This window comes from Mycobacterium saskatchewanense, assembly GCF_010729105.1.
Lineage (GTDB): Bacteria > Actinomycetota > Actinomycetes > Mycobacteriales > Mycobacteriaceae > Mycobacterium > Mycobacterium saskatchewanense.
This window is the reverse complement of the sequence record NZ_AP022573.1, coordinates 1,279,933-1,301,431: the sequence shown is the minus strand read 5'-3', so window position 1 is coordinate 1,301,431 and position 21,499 is coordinate 1,279,933. Positions and strand designations below refer to the sequence as shown.

At 69.5% G+C, this 21,499-nt stretch carries 19 protein-coding genes and 1 tRNA gene; 8 read left to right on the top strand and 12 right to left on the bottom strand.

Features of this window, described 5'->3' with window-relative positions; translation table 11 throughout:
* Positions 1–23 precede the first annotated feature (23 nt).
* Positions 24–956 (bottom strand): diacylglycerol kinase, encoded by a 933-nt coding sequence (locus tag G6N56_RS06025; protein ID WP_085254600.1) that lies wholly within the window; start codon positions 954–956, stop codon positions 24–26.
* A complete protein-coding gene (locus tag G6N56_RS06020) occupies positions 953–2,533 on the bottom strand; it encodes an FAD-binding oxidoreductase (RefSeq protein ID WP_142280490.1) in 1,581 nt (526 codons plus the stop codon). Before G6N56_RS06020 ends, G6N56_RS06025 begins: the two co-directional genes overlap by 4 nt.
* Positions 2,534–2,580: 47 nt before the next feature.
* On the opposite strand from G6N56_RS06020, the gene G6N56_RS06015 reads away from it, so the two are divergent.
* Genes G6N56_RS06015 through G6N56_RS06005 form a run of 3 tightly spaced genes read left to right on the top strand, consistent with a single transcriptional unit; the run spans position 2,581 to position 6,280 of the window.
* Positions 2,581–3,144, top strand: a complete 564-nt coding sequence (locus G6N56_RS06015; RefSeq protein ID WP_085254602.1) for a TetR/AcrR family transcriptional regulator — start codon at positions 2,581–2,583, stop codon at positions 3,142–3,144.
* Positions 3,141–4,670, top strand: a complete 1,530-nt coding sequence (locus G6N56_RS06010) for a glycerol-3-phosphate dehydrogenase/oxidase (protein WP_408632664.1) — start codon at positions 3,141–3,143, stop codon at positions 4,668–4,670. Before G6N56_RS06015 ends, G6N56_RS06010 begins: the two co-directional genes overlap by 4 nt.
* Positions 4,671–4,717: 47 nt before the next feature.
* On the top strand, positions 4,718–6,280 hold the full coding sequence (locus tag G6N56_RS06005) for an FAD-dependent monooxygenase (protein WP_085254604.1): 1,563 nt from the start codon (positions 4,718–4,720) through the stop codon (positions 6,278–6,280).
* An 81-nt stretch (positions 6,281–6,361) separates the two neighbouring features.
* Here the strand turns inward: G6N56_RS06005 and G6N56_RS06000 are convergent, their stop codons facing one another.
* The 7 genes from G6N56_RS06000 to aceE all read right to left on the bottom strand — a co-directional run bounded on the left by G6N56_RS06000 (position 6,362) and on the right by aceE (position 16,350).
* Positions 6,362–7,795 carry an acyl-CoA carboxylase subunit beta gene (locus G6N56_RS06000; protein WP_085254605.1) on the bottom strand — a complete coding sequence of 478 codons (1,434 nt, stop codon included), beginning with the start codon at positions 7,793–7,795 and terminating at the stop codon, positions 6,362–6,364.
* 65 nt (positions 7,796–7,860) lie between these two features.
* Positions 7,861–9,120, bottom strand: a complete 1,260-nt coding sequence (gene kasB, locus G6N56_RS05995; RefSeq protein WP_180150492.1) for a 3-oxoacyl-ACP synthase KasB — start codon at positions 9,118–9,120, stop codon at positions 7,861–7,863.
* Positions 9,121–9,239: 119 nt separating this feature from the next.
* Positions 9,240–10,490: a 3-oxoacyl-ACP synthase KasA gene (gene kasA / locus G6N56_RS05990; protein ID WP_085255628.1), complete on the bottom strand. Its 1,251-nt coding sequence runs from the start codon at positions 10,488–10,490 to the stop codon at positions 9,240–9,242.
* Positions 10,487–10,834: a meromycolate extension acyl carrier protein AcpM gene (gene acpM, locus G6N56_RS05985; protein WP_085255629.1), complete on the bottom strand. Its 348-nt coding sequence runs from the start codon at positions 10,832–10,834 to the stop codon at positions 10,487–10,489. The genes kasA and acpM overlap by 4 nt, the downstream gene beginning before the upstream one ends.
* A 79-nt stretch (positions 10,835–10,913) precedes the next feature.
* Positions 10,914–11,822 carry an ACP S-malonyltransferase gene (locus G6N56_RS05980; protein WP_085255630.1) on the bottom strand — a complete coding sequence of 303 codons (909 nt, stop codon included), beginning with the start codon at positions 11,820–11,822 and terminating at the stop codon, positions 10,914–10,916.
* A 137-nt stretch (positions 11,823–11,959) separates the two neighbouring features.
* The gene (locus G6N56_RS05975; RefSeq protein WP_085255631.1) at positions 11,960–13,288 is read right to left on the bottom strand and encodes a PucR family transcriptional regulator; all 1,329 of its coding nucleotides are present in this window, start codon (positions 13,286–13,288) and stop codon (positions 11,960–11,962) included.
* Between the two features lie 269 nt (positions 13,289–13,557).
* Positions 13,558–16,350 (bottom strand): pyruvate dehydrogenase (acetyl-transferring), homodimeric type, encoded by a 2,793-nt coding sequence (gene aceE / locus G6N56_RS05970; protein ID WP_085255632.1) that lies wholly within the window; start codon positions 16,348–16,350, stop codon positions 13,558–13,560.
* A gap of 160 nt (positions 16,351–16,510) precedes the next feature.
* On the opposite strand from aceE, the gene G6N56_RS05965 reads away from it, so the two are divergent.
* The 4 genes from G6N56_RS05965 (at position 16,511) to G6N56_RS05950 (ending at position 18,179) form a co-directional block, all read left to right on the top strand.
* Positions 16,511–17,092: an Rv2240c family protein gene (locus G6N56_RS05965; protein WP_085255633.1), complete on the top strand. Its 582-nt coding sequence runs from the start codon at positions 16,511–16,513 to the stop codon at positions 17,090–17,092.
* 81 nt (positions 17,093–17,173) lie between these two features.
* Entirely contained in the window at positions 17,174–17,596 is a 423-nt protein-coding gene (locus G6N56_RS05960) for a DUF3052 domain-containing protein (RefSeq protein ID WP_085255634.1), read from the top strand.
* A complete protein-coding gene (locus tag G6N56_RS05955) occupies positions 17,596–18,057 on the top strand; it encodes a peroxiredoxin (protein WP_085255635.1) in 462 nt (153 codons plus the stop codon). Before G6N56_RS05960 ends, G6N56_RS05955 begins: the two co-directional genes overlap by 1 nt.
* A gap of 47 nt (positions 18,058–18,104) precedes the next feature.
* Positions 18,105–18,179, top strand: a tRNA-Val gene (locus G6N56_RS05950).
* Between the two features lie 117 nt (positions 18,180–18,296).
* Here G6N56_RS05950 and G6N56_RS05945 read toward each other — a convergent pair.
* The 3 genes from G6N56_RS05945 to G6N56_RS05935 all read right to left on the bottom strand — a co-directional run bounded on the left by G6N56_RS05945 (position 18,297) and on the right by G6N56_RS05935 (position 20,659).
* Positions 18,297–19,142 carry an SDR family NAD(P)-dependent oxidoreductase gene (locus G6N56_RS05945; protein WP_085255636.1) on the bottom strand — a complete coding sequence of 282 codons (846 nt, stop codon included), beginning with the start codon at positions 19,140–19,142 and terminating at the stop codon, positions 18,297–18,299.
* Positions 19,142–19,582: an SDR family NAD(P)-dependent oxidoreductase gene (locus G6N56_RS05940; RefSeq protein WP_085255637.1), complete on the bottom strand. Its 441-nt coding sequence runs from the start codon at positions 19,580–19,582 to the stop codon at positions 19,142–19,144. Before G6N56_RS05940 ends, G6N56_RS05945 begins: the two co-directional genes overlap by 1 nt.
* A gap of 156 nt (positions 19,583–19,738) precedes the next feature.
* Positions 19,739–20,659, bottom strand: coding sequence for a LysR family transcriptional regulator (locus G6N56_RS05935; RefSeq protein ID WP_085255638.1), 921 nt, complete (start codon positions 20,657–20,659; stop codon positions 19,739–19,741).
* A 203-nt stretch (positions 20,660–20,862) separates the two neighbouring features.
* Here G6N56_RS05935 and G6N56_RS05930 point away from each other — a divergent pair, with 203 nt between their 5' ends.
* A complete protein-coding gene (locus tag G6N56_RS05930; RefSeq protein ID WP_085255639.1) occupies positions 20,863–21,471 on the top strand; it encodes an FAD-dependent monooxygenase family protein in 609 nt (202 codons plus the stop codon).
* Positions 21,472–21,499 lie beyond the last annotated feature (28 nt).

Sequence of the window (21,499 nt, the reverse complement as noted above, 5' to 3'; positions counted from 1 at the left end):
GCGATAGCGCATTCGAGCATCGCCTAATGGTGTGCGGAGACCCGGGGCCGTAGCACCTGCAGGGCGCCCGGGACCGCCGTGATCTCGGCGGGCAGCGGGCACGCGAAGTCGCCGTCGGCGTAGACGTTGATCCCCGGACACTCGACGTGGATCGACTTTGCGCGCGCCGTGCTGACCTCGTCGAGGTTGACGTGCGTCCCCTTCATCACCGTCGGGAACAGGCGGACCAGCTTGGTGCGGGACGCCGAGTGGACCATGGTGATGTCGAGCAGGCCGTCGGCGGGATCGGCGCCGGGACAGATCAGCATCCCGCCGCCGTAGCTGCGGGTGTTGCCGAACGCCACCAGCGTCAGGTCGGCCTCGATCACCCGTCCGCCGTCCAGCACCATCCGGAACGGCAGCAGCCGCAGCTGCGAAAGTTCGGCCAGCATGGCGAGGTAGTAGCGCAATCGCCCGTGCGGCCAGGTCATCCGATTGGCGCGATCGGTCACCAGTGAGTCGAATCCGGTGGCCGCGACGGTGTCGAACCACTTCTCGGCGCCGGTGGAGTCGCGGATCCGGCCCAGGTCGATGGTTTCCGTCCAGCCGTCGACGACGACGTCCGCGGCGGCCTCGGGATCGCCCGTGGGGATTCCGAATTCGCGCGCGTGGTCGTTGCCGGTGCCCGCCGGGACGACGCCCAGCGGGACGCCGGTGCCCGCGAGGACCTGCAGGACGTTGGAGACGACGCCGTCGCCCCCGGTTGCCATCACCGCGTCGGCGCCCTTGTCCAGCGCGGCGCCCACCAGGTAGCGCGCGTCTTGCGCGTCGTCGCCGATGATCTCGACGACCTCCACGCCGCGGTGGTGCAGTCGCGCTATCGCGCGTTCGGCCGCGCGGATGGCGGCGCCGTGCCCGGACACCGGATTGGTCAGGGCGATCACCTTGCTTATCTCGCGCGGATGTCGCTCAGTCACGGAATCAGCTTGCCCGGGTTCAGGATTCCGGCGGGATCCAGCGTCGCCTTGACCGCCCGCAGTACCCGCACCCCGAGCTCGCCCACTTCGTCGAGCATCCAGGGCCGGTGGTCGGCGCCGACCGCGTGGTGGTGGGTGATGGTCCCGCCGGCGGCGACGATCGCGTCCGTGGCGGCCCGCTTGGCGGCCCGCCACTGCTCGATCGGATTGCCGCGCTGCCCGGCGACGACGGTGAAATACAGGGACGCGCCGGTGGGGTAGACGTGCGAGATGTGGCACATCACCAGCGCGGGTGTTCCGGTTCCGGCGAGGGTGTCGGTAAGCGCTTGGGTGACGGCGGCTTTGAGCGCGGGGATGTTGGACCAGTCGGTGGCCGTCTCGAGGGTCTCGCAGAGCGCCCCGGCCGCGAGCAGCGAATCGCGCAGGTAGGGCGCGCCGAACCGGCCCCGCTCCCACGCCTGGGCCGGCCCCTCGCCCAGCGACGTGCCGCCCCGCGCGGCGAGGAGGGCGGCGGTCTCGGCCTGCCGGCTCGCGACGTGTTCCGTGGTGCCCTCGAACATGGTGATGGCCAGGCAGCCGCCGGTGACCTGCGTTTCGCCGATCGACTCGGTGGTGGCGAGGTTGACTCCGGTCTCGGCCTCGTCGGACAGCCGGATGACCGTCGGGCCGGTACCGGTCTGGGTGACGGCGCGCAGGGCCGCGGCGCCGGTCTCGAAGTCGGGGAAGGACCACGCCTCGTAGCGGACGGCTTCCGGGGCCCGATGGACGCGCAGCCGCACCCGGGTGATGACGCCGAACACACCCTCCGAGCCGATCGCCAGCTGGCGCAGGTCGGGGCCGGCGGCGGATTCGGGTCCGCGGCCCAGGTCGAGCGTGCCGGTGGGCGTGACCAACCGAAGCCCGCGGACCATGTCGTTGAAGCGGCCGTAGCCCGCCGAGTCCTGCCCGGACGACCGCGTCGCCGCGAACCCGCCGACCGTCGCGTACTCGAAGCTCTGCGGGAAATGCCCGAGCGAAAACCCTTGGGCGCCAAGCAGGCGCTCCGCCTCCGGGCCGGTGACGCCCGCCCCGAAGACGGCCTGGCCGGAGTCCTCGTCGAGCTCGATGAGCTGGTCGAAGCGGCGCAGGTCGAGCGACACCACCGCGGGGAACCCGTCGCGGATCGGGTCCAGGCCACCGACCACGCTGGTGCCGCCCCCGAACGGGACCACGGCAATCGAGTGCTCGGAGCAGTAACGCAGGATGGCCGCGACGGCCTCGTCGTCGGCGGGCAGCAGGATCGCGTCGGGCGCGTCCTGCACCCCGGTGTCCTTGCGGCGCAGCAGGTCGATCGTCGACTTGCCGCCGGCGTGCAGTAACCGATCGAGGTCGTCGGCGCGGCAGTACTCGTCGCCGACGATCGCGGCCAGCGCCCGCCGGTCGTCGTCCAACAGCGCCGACGGGCGCACCCGGACCTGCTCGGGCCGCAGCTCCGGCTCAGTCGAATCCTCCACGCCGACAGCCTGTTTCAGCAGTGACCGGATGCCCTCGGACAGTGGCTTGGCCGCCGCGGGGTCCCCCCATGCGTTCCATTTCATTGGCGGCAGGAGTGCCTCGCGGTTGGTCATGCGTTACAGTATTACACATGCTGTCAATCAGTAACGCAGACACCGCGGACCGGATCCTCGCGGCGGCCGCCAGCTGTGTGGTCGATTTCGGCGTCGACCGGGTGACGCTGGCGGAGATCGCGCGGCGCGCGAGGGTGAGCCGGCCGACCGTGTACCGCCGCTGGCCGGACACGCCGTCGATCGTGGCGGCGCTGCTGACGCGGCACATCACCGACGTGATGCGAGACGCGCCGCTGCTGGGGGAGGACCGGGAATCGCTGGTGCGGCAGATCATCACGGTCGCCGACCTCCTGCGCCGGGACAAGCTGGTGATGTCGGTGCTGCACTCGGAGCTGGCGCCGATCTACATCACCGAGCGCCTCGGGACCAGCCAGCACATGCTCATCGACGCCCTGGCCGAGCGGCTGCGCGTCGCCCAGCGCCACGGCAGCGTCCGCGCCGGCGACCCCCTGCAGATGGCCACCATGGTCCTGCTGATCACCCAGTCGACCATCCAGTCCGAGCGCATCGTCCGGCCGATCCTGGACGCCGGCGCGCTGGACGCCGAACTCGCCCACGCCCTGAACGGATACCTCTCGTGACCGATGCGGCTCTGAACGCCACCCGCCGCGCCGCCGACCTCGCCGCGCTCGCCGACGGCGAGCCCGTCGACGTCGTCGTGATCGGCGGCGGCATCACCGGAACGGGCATCGCGTTGGACGCCGCGTCGCGGGGACTGCGGGTGGTGCTGGTGGAGAAGCACGATCTGGCGTTCGGCACCAGCCGCTGGAGCTCCAAACTCGTGCACGGCGGCCTGCGCTACCTGGCGAGCGGCAACATCGGCATCGCCCGGCGCAGCGCCGTCGAGCGCGGAATCCTGATGTCGCGCAACGCCCCTCATCTCGTGCACGCGATGCCGCAGCTGGTTCCGCTGTTGCCGTCGATGGGCCGCGCCCAGCGCGCGCTGATCCGCGCCGGGTTCGTCGCCGGCGACGCATTGCGGGCGCTGGCCGGGACGTCGTCGTCGACGCTGCCCCGGTCCCGCCGCGTCCCGACGCGACGGGTCGTGGAGATGGCGCCGACCGTTCGCCGCGACGGCCTCGACGGCGGCTTCCTGGCCTACGACGGGCAGTTGATCGACGACGCCCGGCTGGTCACCGCCGTCGCGCGCACCGCGGCGCGCCACGGCGCGCGGATCCTGACGTACGTCGCCGCCTCGCAGGCGACCGGCAGCTCGGTGCGGTTGTCCGACCGGCGCACCGGGGAGTCGTTCGACGTGTCGGCCGCCGCGGTCATCAACGCGACCGGGGTCTGGGCGGCCGAGATCGACGACGCGCTGCGGTTGCGGCCCAGCCGGGGCACCCACCTCGTCTTCGACGCCGCCGCCTTCGGGAATCCGACCGCGGCGCTGACCATTCCGATCCCCGGCGAGCTCAACCGGTTCGTGTTCGCCATGCCCGAGCAACTCGGGCGCGTCTACCTCGGGCTGACCGACGAAGCCGCGCCCGGGCCGATCCCGGACGTACCCGAGCCGTCGGCCGAGGAGACGGCGTTCCTGCTCGACACGGTGAACACCGCGCTGGGCGTGTCGCTGGGGGTCGGCGACGTGATCGGCGCCTACGCCGGGCTGCGGCCCCTGATCGACACCGGCGCCGCCGGTTCCGAGGGCCGCACCGCCGACTTGTCGCGCGACCACGCCGTCGTCGAATCGAACACCGGCGTGATCAGCGTGATCGGCGGCAAGCTGACCGAATACCGCTACATGGCCGAGGACGTCCTGGACCGGACGGTGAGCCTGCGCGGGCTGCGCGCCGGGCCGTGCCGGACCCGCAACCTGCCGCTGATCGGCGCGCGCACGGGGCTGCGCGCGCAACTGCCCGCGTCGGTGGTGGCGCGGTTCGGCGCCGAGGCGGCCAACGTCCTGGCCGTCGCCGCCTGCGAGCGGCCCACCGACCCGGTCGCGGAGGGCATCGATGTGACCCGCGCAGAGTTCGAATATGCGGTGACGCACGAGGGCGCGCTCGAGGTCGGCGACATCGTCGATCGGCGGACGCGGATCGGGCTGGTGGAACGGGATCGCGAACGCGTCGTCGGTGTGGCCGAGGAGTTTTTGGCGCGCTTCGGCTAGTGCTTCGACATTGTGATAGTAACTGCCAAAAAGTAGTATCTATCGCTATGCCGGAAAGAGCCATGAGGGTGCCCGTGCTCATCGTCGGGGCCGGCGTCGGCGGCCTGGCCACGTCCGCGCTGCTCGCCCAGCGCGACGTTCGTTCGCTGCTGGTCGAGAGGCGCCGGGAAGCGTTTCTCTATCCGAAGGCCCGCAACCTGAGCTTCCGCAGCCTCGAGATCCTGCGCGGCCTGGGCCTGAGCGACGCGGTGCACGCGGTGGCCGAGCGGGTCTCGACCATGACGCTCAAGCCGGCGCTGAACAGCCCGTCCGAGGAACTGGCCATCGATGTCAACGCCCTCTTCGCGGGGCTCGACGGGCTGAGCCCCGAGCCCGCGGCCCAGTACTGCCCGCAGAGCAGGCTCGAGCCGATCCTGCTCGCCGAAACGCGCCGGCTCGGCAGCGAGGTGCGCTACGGCGCCGAACTCGTCGGCCTCGAGCAGGAAGACTCGGGCGTCACCGCGGTCGTGCGGGACCGGGATTCGGGGCGATCCGAGACGGTCCACGCCGACTACCTGGTCGCCGCCGACGGCGTGCACAGCCCCGTCCGGAATCGGTTGGGCATCAACACCTCCGGCTACGGCGCACTGCCGATCTACGTCGTGTTCATCTATTTCCGGGCGCCGTGGACGAAATTCGTCTCGCGCCTCGCCGACGGCGATGCCGTCCAAGTCAAGAACGCCGACGTGGACGGCATCTTCCTGGTGGTCGACGGGAAGCTGGGGATGTTCATCACCGTGTACTTCCCGGGCAAGGGCGAGACGGCGGACCAGTTCACCCCGCAGCGGTGCCGCGAGGTGCTCACCCGGGCCGTCGGCGAACCGATCGACATCGACGTCATCGAAGTGGCGGCTTGGCAGCCCTACGAGCAGGTCGCCGACGAGTTCCGTTGCGGGCGAGCATTTCTCGTCGGCGACTCGGCGCACACCATGCCGCCTTTCAAGGCCGGGGGAGCCAACACCGCGATCCAGAGCGCCCACAACCTGGCGTGGAAGCTGGCGGCCGTGCTGGACGCGTCCGCCGGGCCCGCGCTGCTGGACACCTACCACGCCGAGCGCCACCCGGTCGGCCGGTTCGCCGCCCGTCAGTCGCTGACCGGCCCGTCGCTGGCGGTGCTGCCGGCGAGCGGCGACCGCCCGTCGCTGCCGGCCGACGAGGAGTGCTCGATGTTCGAGCTGCTGATCGGCTACCGGTATTGCTCCACGGCCGTGGTCGGCTTCGAGCCCCCCGCCGACCCGGACGCCGTGCAACTCGTGGGGGAGCTGCGCGGCCAGCCCGGGACCCGCGTGCCGCACGCCTGGGTGGGCCAAGGGGTTTCGACGCTGGACCTGGTCGGGTCTGGATTCACCGTGCTGACCGGTGACGACCGGTGGGGGCCCGTCGTGAGGTCGGCGGCGCTTGGGACCCCGCTGGCCGTGCACTGCGTCGGCGATGCGATTGCCGGGCTCGCGCCGGGGGGAGCGCTGCTGGTCCGGCCCGACGATTTCGTGGGCTGGCGTTGCGACGAGTTCCCGGCCGACCCGGACGCAGAGCTGCGCCGGGCGGTTTCGACGATCCTCTGTCGCCGCTGAGCTTCCGCGAGCGTAACGCTGTGGCGATTTTCAGCGCGATTCAGCGCCCTGGCGTTACGCCCGTGGAAGAGGCGCCGGCGATTACAGCGGGATGTTCTTGTGGCGACCGCGGCGCGCCGGCGCCTGGGCCAGCGCCTCGGTGAGCTTGCTGCGGGTGTGCGACGGGTCGATCTTCTCGTCGACGACGCCGATCTCGATGGCGCTGTCCACCCCGCCGGCGATCCGTTCGTGCTCGGCGGCCAGCTGGTCGTGCAGCGCCTCGCGCTCGTGCTCGGGAGCCGCGGCCAGCTTGCGCTTGTGCAGGATGCCGACCGCGGCCTTCGCGCCCATCACCGCGACCTCCGCGTCCGGCCAGGCGAACACCTTGGTGGCGTTCAGCGAACGCGAGTTCATCGCAATGTAGGCCCCGCCGTAGGTCTTTCGGGTCACCAGCGTGACCCGCGGAACGGTGGCCTCGCCGAAGGCATGCAGCAGTTTGGCGCCGCGGCGCACCACGCCGCCCCACTCCTGGTCGACGCCGGGCAGGTAGCCGGGCACATCGACGACCACGATCAGCGGAATTCCGAACGCGTCGCACAACCGCACGAAACGTGCCGCCTTCTCGGCGCTTTCGGAATTCAGGCAGCCGCCCAGCCGCAGCGGGTTGTTGGCGAGCACGCCAACGGTACGGCCGGACAGCCGGCCGAGCCCGACCACCATCGACGGCGCCCAATTGGCCTGGAACTCGTCAAAGGAGGGCGTGCCGTCATCATCCGAGTCCAGGATCGCGGTCACGATCGGGTGCACGTCGTAGGCCCGTCGCGCCGATTCCGGCAGCAGCGCGTGGATGTCGGTGTCACCGGCCTCGGCCTTGCTGCGGTCGAAATGCCCTTGCTGGCAGAACAACCCGACCAGCCGGCGACCGCGCTCGTAGGCGTCGAGCTCGTCGTCGGCGACGATGTGGCACACCCCCGACTTCTTGTGGTGGGTGTCGGGGCCGCCGAGCGAGCACATGTCCACGTCCTCGCCGGTCACGCTGCGCACCACGTCGGGCCCGGTGACGAACACGCGGCTCTCCGGCGCCATGACGATGACGTCGGTCAGCGCCGGCCCGTAGGCGGCGCCGCCTGCGGCGAAACCTACGACCACCGAGACCTGCGGGATGTAGCCGGAGGCCCGGATCATGGCCTCGAACACCAAGCCCACCGCGTGCAGCGCCTTGACGCCCTCGGCCAGCCGGGCACCACCGGAGTGCCAGATGCCCACGATCGGGCTCTGCTCCTCGATGGCGGTGTCGTAAGCGTTGACGATGTGCGTGCAGCCCTCGATGCCCATGGCGCCGCCCATCACGGTCCCGTCGGTGCAGAACGCGATCGTCCGCACACCGTTGACGGTCCCCGCGGCCGCCAGCACCCCGGAGCGGTCCCGCTCGTGCATCAGCTCGACGCTGCCGTCGTCAAAGAAGTTGCTCAAGCGCAACAGCGGGTCGCGGGGGTCTAGCGATTCGCCTACCGACTCGGGGGCCATGGTCGTCATCGCGGGTCTCCTCTTCCGATGTTGCTCGGGGTAGCAGTGCTATGGGCAGCTGGGTGAGAGTTGGTTCAGTACCGTCCAAAGGCGAGTGCGACGTTGTGCCCGCCGAATCCGAACGAGTTGTTGATCGCGTACTGGTAGTTGCCCGGTCGCGGCTTGCCCGCCACCACGTCCAGGTCGATCTCCGGGTCGAGGTTGACCAGGTTCAGCGTCGGGGGCACCACCTGGTCGCGCAGCGCCAGCACGGTCAGGATCGACTCGACCGCACCGACCGCACCGACCGAGTGGCCCAACGCCGCCTTGGGGGCGTACACGGCCGCGTTGCCACCGTGCGCGCCCAGGGCGTTGTTGATGGCCTTGCTCTCGGCCAGGTCACCCACCGAGGTGCCGGTGGCGTGGGCGTTGACGTGGTCGATGTCGCCCGGCGTGAGCCCCGCCAGCTGGATGGCGCGGCTCATCGCGTCGCCGGCGCGTTCGCCGTTGGGGTCCGGGGCCACCATGTGGTAGCCGTCGGACGTGATGCCGGCGCCCATGATCCGGGCCAGGATGTTGGCGCCGCGGGCCTTGGCGTGCTCTTCGGTCTCGATCACCATCAACGCGCCGGCCTCGCCGAACACGAAGCCGGTGCGATCCTTGTCGAACGGGCGGCACGCGCCCTCGGGGTCGTCGTTCTTGGTCGACATCACGATGCGCATCTGGGCGAACGCGGCGATCGGCACCGCCTCGATCTTGGTCTCCACGCCACCGCAGATGGCGATGTCGGCCTCGCCGAAGACGATGTTGCGCCACGCCTGGGCGATACCCTCCGACCCCGACGCGCACGCCGAGACCGGGGTGATGACGCCGGCCTTGGCCTGCCGCTCCAGCCCCACCGCGGCGGCGGCGCCGTTGGGCATGTACTTCTGCACGCCGAGCGGCGAGACCGCCTTCATCCCGCGGGTGCGCATGTCGTCATAGCTGAAGACCATCTCTTCCGACGACCCCAGTCCGGTACCGATGGACACCAGCAATCGGGTGCTGTCGACCTCCGGCGAGCCGGCGTTCTCCCACACCCGGCGGCTCAGCACGGTGGACATCCGCTGCAGGTAGCCCGTCCGGCGCAGCTCGATGCGCGTCAGCTGGCTGTCGAATTCCTCCAGCAGGTGCCCACCGATGCGAACCGGCAGGTCGAACTCCTCGACGAACGGATCGTCGAGGACACGGATCCCGCTTTGGCCGTCGAGCAACAACTTCCAGGTGTTCTCGACATCGGTCGCCACCGCAGTGGTCATGGCAATGCCGGTGACGACTACGTTCGGGAGCGATTTCCCGGTAACCAGCTCTGTCATGGGTCTTGCGAACGTTCCTTTCGTGCTCAGTGGTGACCGGTGAAGCGGGTCACCACCCATCCAGCTCAGTGGTGACCGTGCGCCCGGCTGGGCCGGGTGGAGCGGGTCACCACCATCAGTCAGTAGCGCCCGAAGGCGAGCGCCACGTTGTGCCCGCCGAACCCGAACGAGTTGTTGATCGCATAACGGAAATCGCCATAGCGGGGTTCGCCGGCGACGACGTCCAGGTCGATTTCGGGATCCGGCGTCTCGTAGTTCAGCGTCGGCGGGATGATGCCGTCGCGGAGGGTCAGCACCGTGAGAACCGATTCCAGCGCGCCGACCGCACCGATGGAGTGGCCGAGCGCCGACTTCGGCGCATACACGGCCGCCCGCTCGCAGCCGGCGACGCGGATGGCATTGGCCTCCGCGCTGTCCCCGATCGGCGTAGCCGTCCCGTGCGCGTTGATGTGGTCGACGTCCTTGGCCGACAGGCCCGCCAGCTCCAGCGCGCGCGTCATCGCCCGACCGGCGCGCACACCATCGGCGGCCGGGGCCACCATGTGGAAGGCGTCCGACGTGATGCCGGCACCCAGCAGCCGGGCCAGCGGCTTGGCGCCGCGAGCCTTGGCGTGCTCCTCGGTCTCGATGAGCATCAGGGCCCCGGCCTCGCCGAACACGAAGCCGTCGCGGTCCCTGTCGAACGGCCGCGACGCGCGCTCCGGCTCGTCGTTGCGGGTCGACATGGCCCGCATCATGGAGAACGCCGCGATGGGCAGCGCCTCGATCGGCCCCTCGACCCCGCCGCAGACGGCGACGTCGGCGTCACCCATGACGATCTGGCGCCACGCGTGGGCAATCGCCTCGGAGCCCGAGGAGCAGGCCGACACCGGGGTCATGACCCCGGCGCGAGCCCCCAGCTGCAGCCCGACGGTCGCCGCGGCGCCGTTGGGCATGATCATCTGAACGGCGAGCGGCGACACCTTGCGGGGGCCGCCCTCGTTCATCAGGTCATAGCTCTCCACGATCCGCTCCGCGCCACCGAGGCCGGTGCCGACCACGACCGTGAACCGGTCGGGGTCAACCTCGGGGGCACCCGCGGTCTCCCATAACTGACCGCTCAGCAGTTTGCTCATCCGCTGGACGTACGACATCCGTCGCATGTCGAGCCTGCCCATGTGATTGTCGACGGGCTCCTTGAGGTGTCCACCGATCTTGACGGGCAGGTCCCACTTGGTGATGAAGTCGTCTTCGAGGACGTGGATGCCGCTTTCGCCGGCCAACAAGCCCTTCCACGTGCTCTCGATGTCCGGCGCGATGGATGTCGTCGCCGTGACGGCGGTTACCACAACGCTGGGGTAACCGCCATTAGCAGTGGAAGGCTTGGTCACTTGCTCTCCGCTTCGAGCCTTGCCTGGACGTTGGCAACCGCCTCGGGGTTTTCGGTCTCCAGCTTGGCGCGCAGGGCCTGGGCCGCCTCGGGGTTCTCTTCCTCGAGCTTCTGGATGTAGGCGACGACGTCACCGACGGTGCGCAGGCCGGCGAGGTCCTCGTCGGGGATCTTCACGCCGTACTTGTCCTCGGTCTGCACGGCGATCTCGACCATCGACAGCGAGTCGATGTCCAGGTCGTCGACGAACGACTTCTCCGGGGTGACCTCGGAGGGCTCGATACCGGTCACCTCTTCGATGATCTCGGCGATACCGGCGATGATTTCTTCCTGACTGACGGGCACAGCGTCTTCCCTTCGTAATGTGTTGTGTATCAATCGAACAGATGTGATGAATTTGTGGTTGTACTGGCCGCGGTCGGCGTCAGATTTCCGCCAACGCGTCCAGGTCTGCGGGCGACTTGACGGCGTGGGCCGCAACTCCCCGAAGTTCACGCTTGGCGATGCCGGTGAGAGTCCCCGCGGGGGGGAACTCGACGATCGCCGTGACTTCGTGCTCCCGCATCGTTGCGGTGCACAGGTCCCAGCGCACGGGCTGGATCAGTTGAGCGACAAGCGTTTCCATCGCCTGCGCCGCAGAGGCGACCGGCTTGCCGTCGCGGTTGGACAGCAGTGTGGCGGTGGGCTCGGCGGTCGCGATGGCGGCCGCCGCGGCGGCGTACCGGTCGAGCGCCGGGGCCATGTACTTGGTGTGGAAGGCGCCGGCCACGCCGAGGGCCCGCACCCGGGCCTTGGCCGGCGGGTCCTCGGCCAGCTTGGCCAGGGCGGTCAGCGGGCCGGCCGCGACGATCTGCCCGGCGGCGTTGCGGTTGGCGGGGAACAGGTCGAGTTGCTCGAGGCGGCTCAGCACCTCGGCCTCGTCACCGCCGAGGACCGCCGACATGCCGGTCGGCTCGACGGCGCAGGCTTTGGCCATCTCGGCGCCGCGGGTGGCGGCCAGCGCGACGGCGTCGTCGGCGGCCATGACCCCGGCGATCGCGTAGGCGGCGATCTCGCCGACCGAGTGGCCGGCCACGATCAGGTCCCTGCCGGTCAACAACTCGCGCTTGGTCATCTCCTGGTGAGCCAGCAGCGTGGCGGCGACGACGAGCGGCTGGGTGACCGCCGTGTCGGTGATCTCCTCGGTCGAGGCGGTAGTGCCCAGCCGCGCCAGGTCGAGGCCGCTGGCCTTCGACCACAGGGCGAGCTGGTCCGCGGCGCCCGGCAGGTCGAGCCACGGCGCCAGCATTCCCTCGGTTTGCGAGCCCTGTCCGGGCGCGAGTAATGCGATCACGTGTCTAAGAGAACACTGTGGAAACGGTTTTGGCGGGTGTAACAGATTATGAACCTCGTCTTAGGTTTTTGTGTACTACCTACAAAATAGCTCCGTAAGCTACATGTTTGATACCGTGCCGCGACCTGTGGCGTGGCTCACTGCCTCGCCGACTTGCCCAGCGTGGCCCCGTTGACCGGCAGCGGAACCGCCGTTATCGCACTGTTACCAACACCTGTGGGGGTCTTCGGGTAATTGAGTTGACCTACAGTCGACGCCACACGCAGCACGTATGCATCGCGCGGATCGGTGGGATCGCGGCCGGTGAAGTCGGTGATCCGCTTGAGGCGGTACCGCACCGTATTTGGATGAACGAACAACTTCCTGGCACAAGCCTCAATGGCGCCGCCAGAATCTAAGAAAGCGTCAAGGGTCTCGACGAGCGTGGGGCCGGCTTCGCCGAGCGGCCCCATCACGTCGGTATGCAACGCCACGATCGCGGACGCGTCGCCCATCAGCGCGCGTTCCGGCAGGAGTTCCCGCGCCAGCACGGGCCGCGGCGCGCCGCGCCAGCCGGCGACCGCGTTCATCCCCGAAATCGCCTCGCTGGCACTGTGGTACGCCGCGGTCAACATGGGCGCGGTGGGCCCGATGACCACGGGCCCGTCGGAGAACGCCTGCAACAGATCGCCGAGGAACTTCTCGGTGGGCGACAGCTGGCCGGACACGATCGCCACCAGCCAGGTGCCGTGCACGTCAGTGAGCGCGGCGCGGCCGTGGCGGGCGGCGATGTCGCGGACCTGCTGGCTGGCGCGCAGGTTCCCGCCCTGACCGTTCGAGTCGTCGCGGTCGGGCGCCGGGATGCCGACCACCACCGTCGCCGGGGCCGTGGTGTCCCAGTTCAGCGCGGCCGCCCGCGACAGCAGCTCGGGGCCGGTGTCGCCGCGTACCACCGCGTCGACCACGCTGGCCTCCATCCGGCTGTCCCACGTGCCGCGCGCCTCCGCGGCGTCCGCGTAGGCGGAGGCGGCCGTGAACGCCAGGTCGCGGCTGTACTTCAGGACGCCCACGGTCAGGGCGCTCAACTGCTCCTCGGAGCGGGCCACCAACGGCAGCACCTCCTCGAAGAACTCCATCGTCACGCGCACCATGTCCACGCTGTGCCGCAGCGCGATCCGGCGGGCCAGGTCTTGGGGCACCAATTCGAAGGCCTGCGCGGTGTAGCTGACGTTGCTGTGTGGGTCCTGCATCCACTCGACGAAGTTGTTGATCGACGTCTGCACCACCAACGCGACGCTGGCCCGCTGGGAGGCTTCCAGGTCGGCGAAGAAGGGCAGGCGGTCCTGCAGCGCCGACACGGCCTCCGTCGCCAGCCGCCCGGAATACTGCTTCAGCCGGCGCAGCACCGACTCCGGCACCGTGTCCAGCAGTTCGAGCGGCGACCGCGGCTGCTTTGCGAACGGGCCGGCGAACGGGTTGTCATTCACCCCTAAAACCTACGCCCCTTTTTGGAAGTTCCCGCTAAAGCACTGCGGGGTCGTGGCGGTGTCGAACGCCCGGCTGGCCGGGCGCTCGTCGCCGTATGCCCGGCTGGCCGGGCGCTCGCAGCGGGCTGAGGGCGGCTGGCCGGGCACTCGCAGCGAGCTGAGGGCGGCTGGCCGGGCGCTCGCCACCGCGTAGGCCCGGCTGGCCGGGCGCTCGTCGCCGTATGCCCGGCTGGCCGGGCGCTCGCGGAGTGGGCTGAGGCCCCATCGGCCTATGTCGCGGTCCCGGCGTCGGATGACTGCCCCGAGGCGGCCTGCACGTCGTCGATCCGGTACTGGCGGGCCGCGGCCGTCGGCACCGACGGGTCGATCTCGCCGTCGCGCGCCAGCGCCTCCAGCACCGCGACCACCTGCGATTCGGCGTCGGTGTTGAAGAACCGCCGCGCCGCGGGTCGGGTGTCGGAGAACCCGAACCCGTCGGTGCCCAGCGTGACGTAGGTGCCCGGCACCCAGGGCCGGATCTGCTCCGGGACGGCGCGCATCCAGTCCGACACGGCGACGACCGGCCCGGCCGTCTTCGCCAGCGCCTGCGTGACGTACGGCGTGCCGGCCTGCCGGTCGGGGTGGCGCAGCTTCTCCCTCTCCACGGCCAGGCCGTCGCGGTTCAGCTCGCCCCAACTGGTCACCGACCACACGTCGGCGGCCACGTCCCACTCGGCGGCCAGCAGGTCGGCCGCCTTCAGCGCCGCGGGCATGGCCACCCCGGACGCCAGGATCTGGGCCTTGCTGTTGCGCTGCTCGGTCGCGGCCCGGTAGCGGTAGAGGCCCCGCAGCAGGCCGTCGGGGTCGAAGTTTTCCGGCTCCGGTGGCTGCGGGTACGGCTCGTTGTAGACCGTGATGTAGAAGTACACGTTCTCGGGGTTCTCGCCGAACATGCGGGCCAGCCCGCTCTCGACGATGTAGGCGATCTCGTAGGCGAACGCCGGGTCGTAGGACACCACCGCCGGGTTCGTGGCGGCCAGGAGCAACGAGTGGCCGTCGGCGTGCTGCAGGCCCTCACCCGTCAGCGTGGTGCGCCCGGCCGTGGCCCCCAGCAGGAAGCCGCGGGTCATCTGGTCGCCGGCGGCCCACAGGTCGTCGCCGGTGCGCTGGAACCCGAACATCGAATAGAAGATGTAGATCGGGATCATCGGCTCGTCGTGCGTCGCATACGACGTACCGGCCGCGATGAACGACCCCACCGACCCCGCCTCGTTGATGCCCTCGTGCAGGATCTGCCCGACTTCGCTTTCCTTGTAGGCCAGCATCAGGTCGGCGTCCACCGCGGTGTAAAGCTGGCCCAGGCGGTTGTAGATCTTCAGCGACGGGAACCACGAGTCCATGCCGAAGGTGCGGGCCTCGTCGGGGATGATCGGCACGATGCGCCGGCCAACCTCCTTGTCCCGCATGACCTCCTTGAAGGTGCGGACGGTCGCCATGGTGGTGGCGACCTCCTGGTGTCCCGATCCCTTCTTCAGGGCGGAGTAGGTCTTGGAGTCGGGCAGCTTGAGCGCCCTGGCCTTGGTGCGGCGCTCCGGCACGAAGCCGCCCAGCGTGCGACGGCGGTCGAGCAGGTAGCGGATCTCCGGGGCGTCCGGGCCGGGGTGGTAGTACGGCGGCAGGTAGGGGTCCTCGTCCAGCTGGGCGTCGCTGATCGGGATCCGCATCGAATCCCGGAAGTGCTTAAGGTCTTCCAGCGCAAGCTTTTTCATCTGGTGTGTGGCGTTGCGACCCTGGAAGTGTGCGCCCAGCGAGTAGCCCTTGATGGTCTTGGCCAGGATCACCGTCGGCTGGCCCTTGTGGTCGAGGGCGGCCCGGTAGGCGGCGTACACCTTGCGGTAGTCATGGCCGCCGCGCTTGAGGTTCCAGATCTCGGCGTCCGACATGTCGGCCACCAGCGCCTTGGTGCGCGGGTCGCGGCCGAAGAAGTGGTCGCGCACGTAGGCGCCGTCGTTGGCCTTGTATGTCTGGTAGTCGCCGTCGGGGGTGGTGTTCATCAGGTTCACCAGGGCGCCGTCGCGGTCGGCGTGCAGCAGGGCATCCCACTCGCGACCCCACACCACCTTGATGACGTTCCAGCCCGCCCCCCGGAAGTTCGACTCCAGCTCCTGGATGATCTTGCCGTTACCGCGCACCGGCCCGTCCAGGCGCTGCAGGTTGCAGTTGATCACGAACGTCAGGTTGTCCAGGCCCTCGAGCGCGCCGACGTGCGCGAGCCCGCGGCTTTCCGGCTCGTCCATCTCTCCGTCGCCGAGGAAACACCACACGTGCTGGTCAGAGGTGTCCTTGATGCCGCGGTCGTGCAGGTAGTGGTTGAACCGCGCCTGATAGATGGCGTTCATCGGGCCCAGGCCCATCGACACCGTCGGGAATTCCCAGAAGTCGGGCATCAGCCGCGGGTGCGGGTAGGACGGGAGCCCGCCGCCGGGATGGCTTTGCTCCTGACGGAATCCGTCGAGCCGGTCCGCGGTCAGCCTTCCTTCGAGGAAGGCGCGGGCATAAATCCCGGGGGACGCGTGGCCCTGGATGAACACCTGGTCCCCGCCGCCCGGGTGTGCCTTGCCGCGGAAGAAGTGGTTGAAGCCGACCTCGTAGAGCGCCGCGGAGGAGGCATAGGTCGAAATGTGGCCGCCCACGCCGACTCCCGGGCGCTGGGCCCGGTGCACCATGATGGCCGCGTTCCACCGGATCCATGCCCGGAATCGCCGCTCGACGTCCTCGTCGCCGGGAAACCACGGCTCGAGTTCGGTCGGAATGGTGTTGACGTAGTCGGTCGACGTCAGCGACGGGATGGCGACGCGCTGTTCACCGGCCCGCTCCAGCAGGCGCAGCATCAGGTAGCGCGCGCGGGCGGGGCCCGAGCGCTCCAGCAGTTCGTCGAACGATTCCAGCCACTCCGACGTCTCCTCGGGATCGATGTCGGGCAGGTAGGACGCCACGCCTTCGCGGATCACCCGAACGCGGTCGGGTTCGCTTGCGCTGCTGGGGTTTCTGGCAAGGTCGTGGCGCGCGAATTCGGTTGTCAACGAACTACTCCTGTAGTCGGCGGTGCGTCTGTCCCCCTATCGTGCCGCACCTGAGTCCTGGGCGGGTACCCGCGGTCGCGACGGGAGAGCCGGTTCACCTTGCGGACACCAACCCGGCGTGTGCTGGGACTGCGCCAACCCCACCCGGTAACGTCAAGCCGTGCTCATCGGGTGGCGTGCCGTCCTTGCCGGGAATTCCCCGAAGCGGGTTGCGCTGGCGCTCGGCTGCGTCGCGGTGGCGCTGATCGGCATCGTCGGCTGTACCACCGTCACCAACGGCACGGCCACGCCCGATACCAAGGTGGCGCCGGCCTACCGCCAGTCGGTGTCGGCCTCGGTGTCCGCCTCGTCCGCGACGTCCAGCATCCGGGAATCCCAGCGCCAGCAGTCGCTGACCACCAGGGCGGTGCGTGCGTCCTGTGACTCGCTGGCCACGACGAGCAAGGACGCGATCGACAAGGTGAACGCGTTCGTCGGGGCCTACAACGGGGGACGCAACACCGGCCCCACCGAAGGCCCGGCCATCGATGCGCTGAACAACAGCGCCTCAACGGTTTCCAACAGCTTCAACGATGCGCTGTCGCAGCAGTTGAAGGACGCGTTCAACGCCTACGTCGACGCGGCCCACGGGGTGGCCAACGCCATCGGCACCCACGCGTCGACGGGGGAGTTCAACCGGCGCGTCGATCGACTCAACGACACCAAGACGAAGGCCCTGAAACTGTGCCTGGCTTCGTTCTGAGGCACGGGTGTCGACCGGGTTGCGGCTATGCGACGATATTCCCCATCGCACAGTGCGCGGAAGGTTTAAGGAGGCTCCACGGTGGTCGCGGCGGATCACGACCCGAGCTACGCCCGCAAACTGGGCATCCAACGAGACCAAGTGGTCCAAGAGTGGGGCTGGGACGACGACACCGACGACGACATCCGCGCTGCGGTGGAGGAGGCGTGCGGCGGTGACCTGCTCGACGAGGACAGCGACGAGGTCATCGACGTGGTGCTGTTGTGGTGGCGCGACGGGGACGGCGACTTGGTCGACACCCTGATGGACGCCATCAGCCCGCTGGCCGAGGATGGCGTGATCTGGGTGCTGACGCCCAAGACCGGCAAGCCCGGCCACGTGCTGCCCTCCGACATCGCCGAAGCGGCCCCCACCGCCGGCCTGATGCCGACCTCGTCGGTCAACCTGGGCGACTGGAGCGCCAGCCGATTGGTGCAGCCGAAGTCCAGAACCGGGAAGCGTTGATGCTGGCCGTCGGCACGGCCGCCCCCGACTTCACCCTGCGCGACCAGAACCAGCAGCGGGTCACCCTGAGCTCGTATCGCGGCGCCAAGAACGTGCTGCTGGTGTTCTTCCCGCTGGCGTTCACCGGGATCTGCCAGGGCGAGCTGGATCAGTTGCGGGACCACCTGCCCGTTTTCGAGAACGACGACAGCGCGGCGCTGGCCATCTCGGTCGGCCCCCCGCCCACGCACAAGATCTGGGCGCTGGAGAGCGGCTTCACGTTCCCGGTGCTGTCCGACTTCTGGCCGCACGGCGAGGTCAGTCGGGCCTACGGGGTTTTCAACGAGGCCGCCGGGTACTCCAACCGCGGCACCTTCGTCGTCGATCGGTCCGGGATCATTCGGTTCGCCGAGATGAAGGAGCCCGGCGAGTCGCGCGACCAGCGGATGTGGACCGACGCGCTGGCGGCGCTGAGGGGCTGACGGTTTTGGGGGCCCGGGGTGGGGCGTGTAGCCTGCCCGGGGCGGCGGGGCGCGTAGCTCAGTGGTAGAGCTCTGGTTTTACACACCAGCGGTCGGCGGTTCGATACCGTCCGCGCCCACCAGCAAGCCGACGTGCGGCCCAACCTGCCGGTGAGGTGCCGGTGAGGTTCGGGGCTAGACCTATTACGGCGGATGGCATCAACATCGGCACCCCTCACCGAGGCAGTGCTGCGCGGCGGTCACGGTGGGGGCTTCCACGCCAACACCTCCCCCTGGCGCAGCAGCTGCCCGTACTGCTCGGGTTTGACCGGGTCGAACACCAGGTCGAGGACGGCCACGGCGGCCTGCGCGGGGGTGGGGGCCTCGGTGACATCCCACCACACCGCGGAGGTGGGGGTGTTCATCATCCCAGGGCACACCGCTGCCAGTAGGACACCACGCTCCAGGTCGCTGGATCGCCGGTGACTGGCCAGCGCCCGCACGGCGGCGACCTGCCCAATTTTGGATGGGATGTTGACGAATCCGGGCCACGGCCCGCCACGGGCGCTGCCGTCCTTGACCGCGTAACGCCATGCGGCGACCTGATCGTCGACGTCGTCGAGGGAGCTCAGCCCGTCGAAGTGGTCCCATAGGACGGGCGCGAGGTACTCCAGCGTGCCCAAGGAGCTGGCGACGACCAGGAAGCGGCCGCGGGCGCGCAGCAGCGGCGTGAACGCGCGCAGGCACCGCGTAGTGCCGAAGTTGTTGACCTCGCAGTACTCGTCGATGACGGCCGCCGGGTCGTCGTCCGGACCGACGCGCATGACCGCGTTGTTGACCACGAAGTCCACACCGCCGTGACGGCTCCGTAGTTCGGTGGCCAACTGGGCGGCCGCATCGGGGTGGCCGACGTCGAGCACTTCCCCGCGGACCTGGGCGGTGGTCGACCCGAGTGAGTCGATGGCGTGGCCGATCCGCTCGTAGTTGCGGCCGGTCAGGTAGACGGTGTCCCCGGGATTCATCCGTTGGGCCAGTCCTTGGGCCAGAGCGAAACCCAGGCCCTGGGTGGCGCCGGTAACCAGGGCCACGCGAGATGATGTGCTCATCACCGCATCCCCGCCGGCGTCGAGGAAACCTGCGAGACCAGGGCGTCGGGGATGCTCCACAACCGGGCGGCGTTGCCCCCGACGCAGTAGCGGCGCCCGATTCCGTCCAGCAGCGGCGAGGTGGCCGAGATATGCTGTGGCTCAGACCAATCGGCGACGAAGTCGGCCACCGAGTCCAGGTCGGTGAGGTCCATCGGTGCGACTGTGACGTGCTGGCTGCCGGTGGTCGTGGCGATGTCGACGGCGGCGCGCCGCCCGGTTCCGACGTCGCGCACGGCCAGCACGACCCAGGCGCCGGCCGCGGCGAGTGCGCGTGCGGTTTCGGCCCCGATGCCCGAGGAAGTGCCGGTGACGATGGCCTGCCGGCCGGACAAGTCGACGCCGTCGGCGATTTCCAAGGCGGTGCTGGCGAATCCGAATGGTGTGGTGATCCTGCTCATGAGCGGTCCTTCCCGCGGATCGTGGTGTCGGCGAGTGAGTTAGGCTCGTCGACTCCCCACGCTAGGGACGCCAGCGCCATGTAGATAGCGAGAGAAACGCAACCGGGGTATGCGAGAACGGAATGTCTGGCGTGGACGGTCGGGCTAACGGTCGGGCTAGGTCAGGGTGGCGTCGGTGTCGAGGGCCGCCGCCCGCAGCGCCTCTGCCAGGCGGGCCATCGGCTCGGTGGGCGGTTGCGGTAGCCGGGCCAACTGTATGCGGCGCCGCTCCTGCGGGCCGCCGCGTACGGGCAACACTCGCACTCCGGCCGGCACCGCTGCGCTCAACGCCGCCGGCAGCGTGGTGATGCCCAAGCCCGCGGCCACCATCTGCAGCTTGGCCAGCCAGTCGCGCGCGAAGTGCGCCACCTCGGGCCGCTCGTCCAGGCCCGGCCACACCCCGAACACCCGGTCGTTGCCGATCCCGCCGATCCACCGCTGACCGTGCAGGTCGGCTATATCGATCGAATCACCACGCGCCAGTGCGTGTTCGGCGGGAACCGCAATGCGCAGTGACCGTTCGGTAAGCGTGTCGACCAGTAGCGGCGGGCTCTCGCAGTCCAACGCTCGAAAGGGTGTGCTCGACGCCACGACCGCGAGGTCCACGGTGCCGGCGCGCAGCGCCCGCACCAGCGCCGAGGTGCTGCCCTCGCGGGAGAGCACCGTGATGCCCGGGTGGCTGCGGCTCAGGGCGGCCAGTGCCCGCGGGATCAGCGCCGCGCCGGCGCTGGCGAACCAGCCCAGCCGCACGACGGCGCGTTCCTCGGGCAGACCGCTCAACTCCCGTGCGGTGGCGTCGATCCGATCGATGACCGCGGACGCGGTGCGCAGCACCACCTGCCCCGCGGGGGTCAACCGCACGCCGCTGTGGTGACGCTCGACCAGCGGTGTGCCCGCGGCGCGTTCCAGCGAGGCGATCTGGCGTGACACCGCCGACTGGGTGTAGCCCAGCGATGCCGCCGCGGCACCGAGGGTGCCGCGCTCAGCCACCGCGCGCAGTACCCGCAGCGCGGTCAGCGACGCGTCGGAGATGCTCATGACTGTTACGCATGCTAGGGGTGCGTAATCGTCGGCGCGGACTGGGCCGCCGCGTCGGCCGGCACGGTCCGGACGACCCTGATATTTAAAGTCCTCTTATCTTCATCTTATTGTCCTTAAGATTGTGGTAGCGTTCGTTCGGTCGGGGACCGCAAAGCCGTCCACCCATCGGCCTGCACGCCGCCCATCGGCAAGGAGGCCGCATGACAGGTCGCGCCGTCGTCCTCGGTGCCGGCATCGCAGGCCTGCCAACCGATCTTGCCGACATGCTGGCGTTCGCCGAGGATTTCGTCCCGACGCACATCTGGCCGGCGCTTCGATCCGCACGGCCGCTGACTCCGGTGTCGACATACGGGTCTCCCGGTGGCGTCTGGCGCCGTTACGACCACATCCGCTGCCCGCAGGGCCTGCTGGTGCTCGGCGACGCGCTGTGTTGTCTGGACCCCATCAACGGCCGGGGCATGACCATGGCCGCCCTGCACGCACACGCGTTACGAACCCAGCTCCGTCGCGCCAATCCCGTTGACCCGCAAGCCTTCTATGCCGACGTCGCGACCCTGATCAAGCCGGTTTGGGCCGTCAATCAGCCCTCCGATCGGACCACCGGCCGGTCTCGCAGATCGCTGTCGCAGCGCGCGGTTCGCTGGAGCCGGCGCAATATCCTCGAGGTCGCCGAGCGCGACATCGTCGTGACCGAGCGCCTCAGCCGCGTCGCCAATCCCATCGACCCGCCACGGCGGCTCCTCGAACCGCCCTTCTTGGCACGCGTTGTCGCGCATCACACTCGCGGATCGCTGGCGCTAAAGCGCTGAATTTGAAGCGCCACAACGGGTCCGGTTG

What these genes read in the sequence shown, in the direction of transcription:
- G6N56_RS06000 (WP_085254605.1), bottom strand. Translation starts at nt 7,795, where the DNA reads ATGACGACCATGGCCCCCGAGTCGGTAGGCGAATCGCTAGACCCCCGC.
- G6N56_RS05945 (WP_085255636.1), bottom strand. Translation starts at nt 19,142, where the DNA reads ATGAGCACATCATCTCGCGTGGCCCTGGTTACCGGCGCCACCCAGGGC.
- kasB (WP_180150492.1), bottom strand. Translation starts at nt 9,120, where the DNA reads ATGACAGAGCTGGTTACCGGGAAATCGCTCCCGAACGTAGTCGTCACC.
- G6N56_RS06020 (WP_142280490.1), bottom strand. Translation starts at nt 2,533, where the DNA reads ATGAAATGGAACGCATGGGGGGACCCCGCGGCGGCCAAGCCACTGTCC.
- G6N56_RS06005 (WP_085254604.1), top strand. Translation starts at nt 4,718, where the DNA reads ATGCCGGAAAGAGCCATGAGGGTGCCCGTGCTCATCGTCGGGGCCGGC.
- G6N56_RS05930 (WP_085255639.1), top strand. Translation starts at nt 20,863, where the DNA reads ATGACAGGTCGCGCCGTCGTCCTCGGTGCCGGCATCGCAGGCCTGCCA.
- G6N56_RS05955 (WP_085255635.1), top strand. Translation starts at nt 17,596, where the DNA reads ATGCTGGCCGTCGGCACGGCCGCCCCCGACTTCACCCTGCGCGACCAG.
- G6N56_RS05940 (WP_085255637.1), bottom strand. Translation starts at nt 19,582, where the DNA reads ATGAGCAGGATCACCACACCATTCGGATTCGCCAGCACCGCCTTGGAA.
- G6N56_RS06015 (WP_085254602.1), top strand. Translation starts at nt 2,581, where the DNA reads ATGCTGTCAATCAGTAACGCAGACACCGCGGACCGGATCCTCGCGGCG.
- G6N56_RS05935 (WP_085255638.1), bottom strand. Translation starts at nt 20,659, where the DNA reads ATGAGCATCTCCGACGCGTCGCTGACCGCGCTGCGGGTACTGCGCGCG.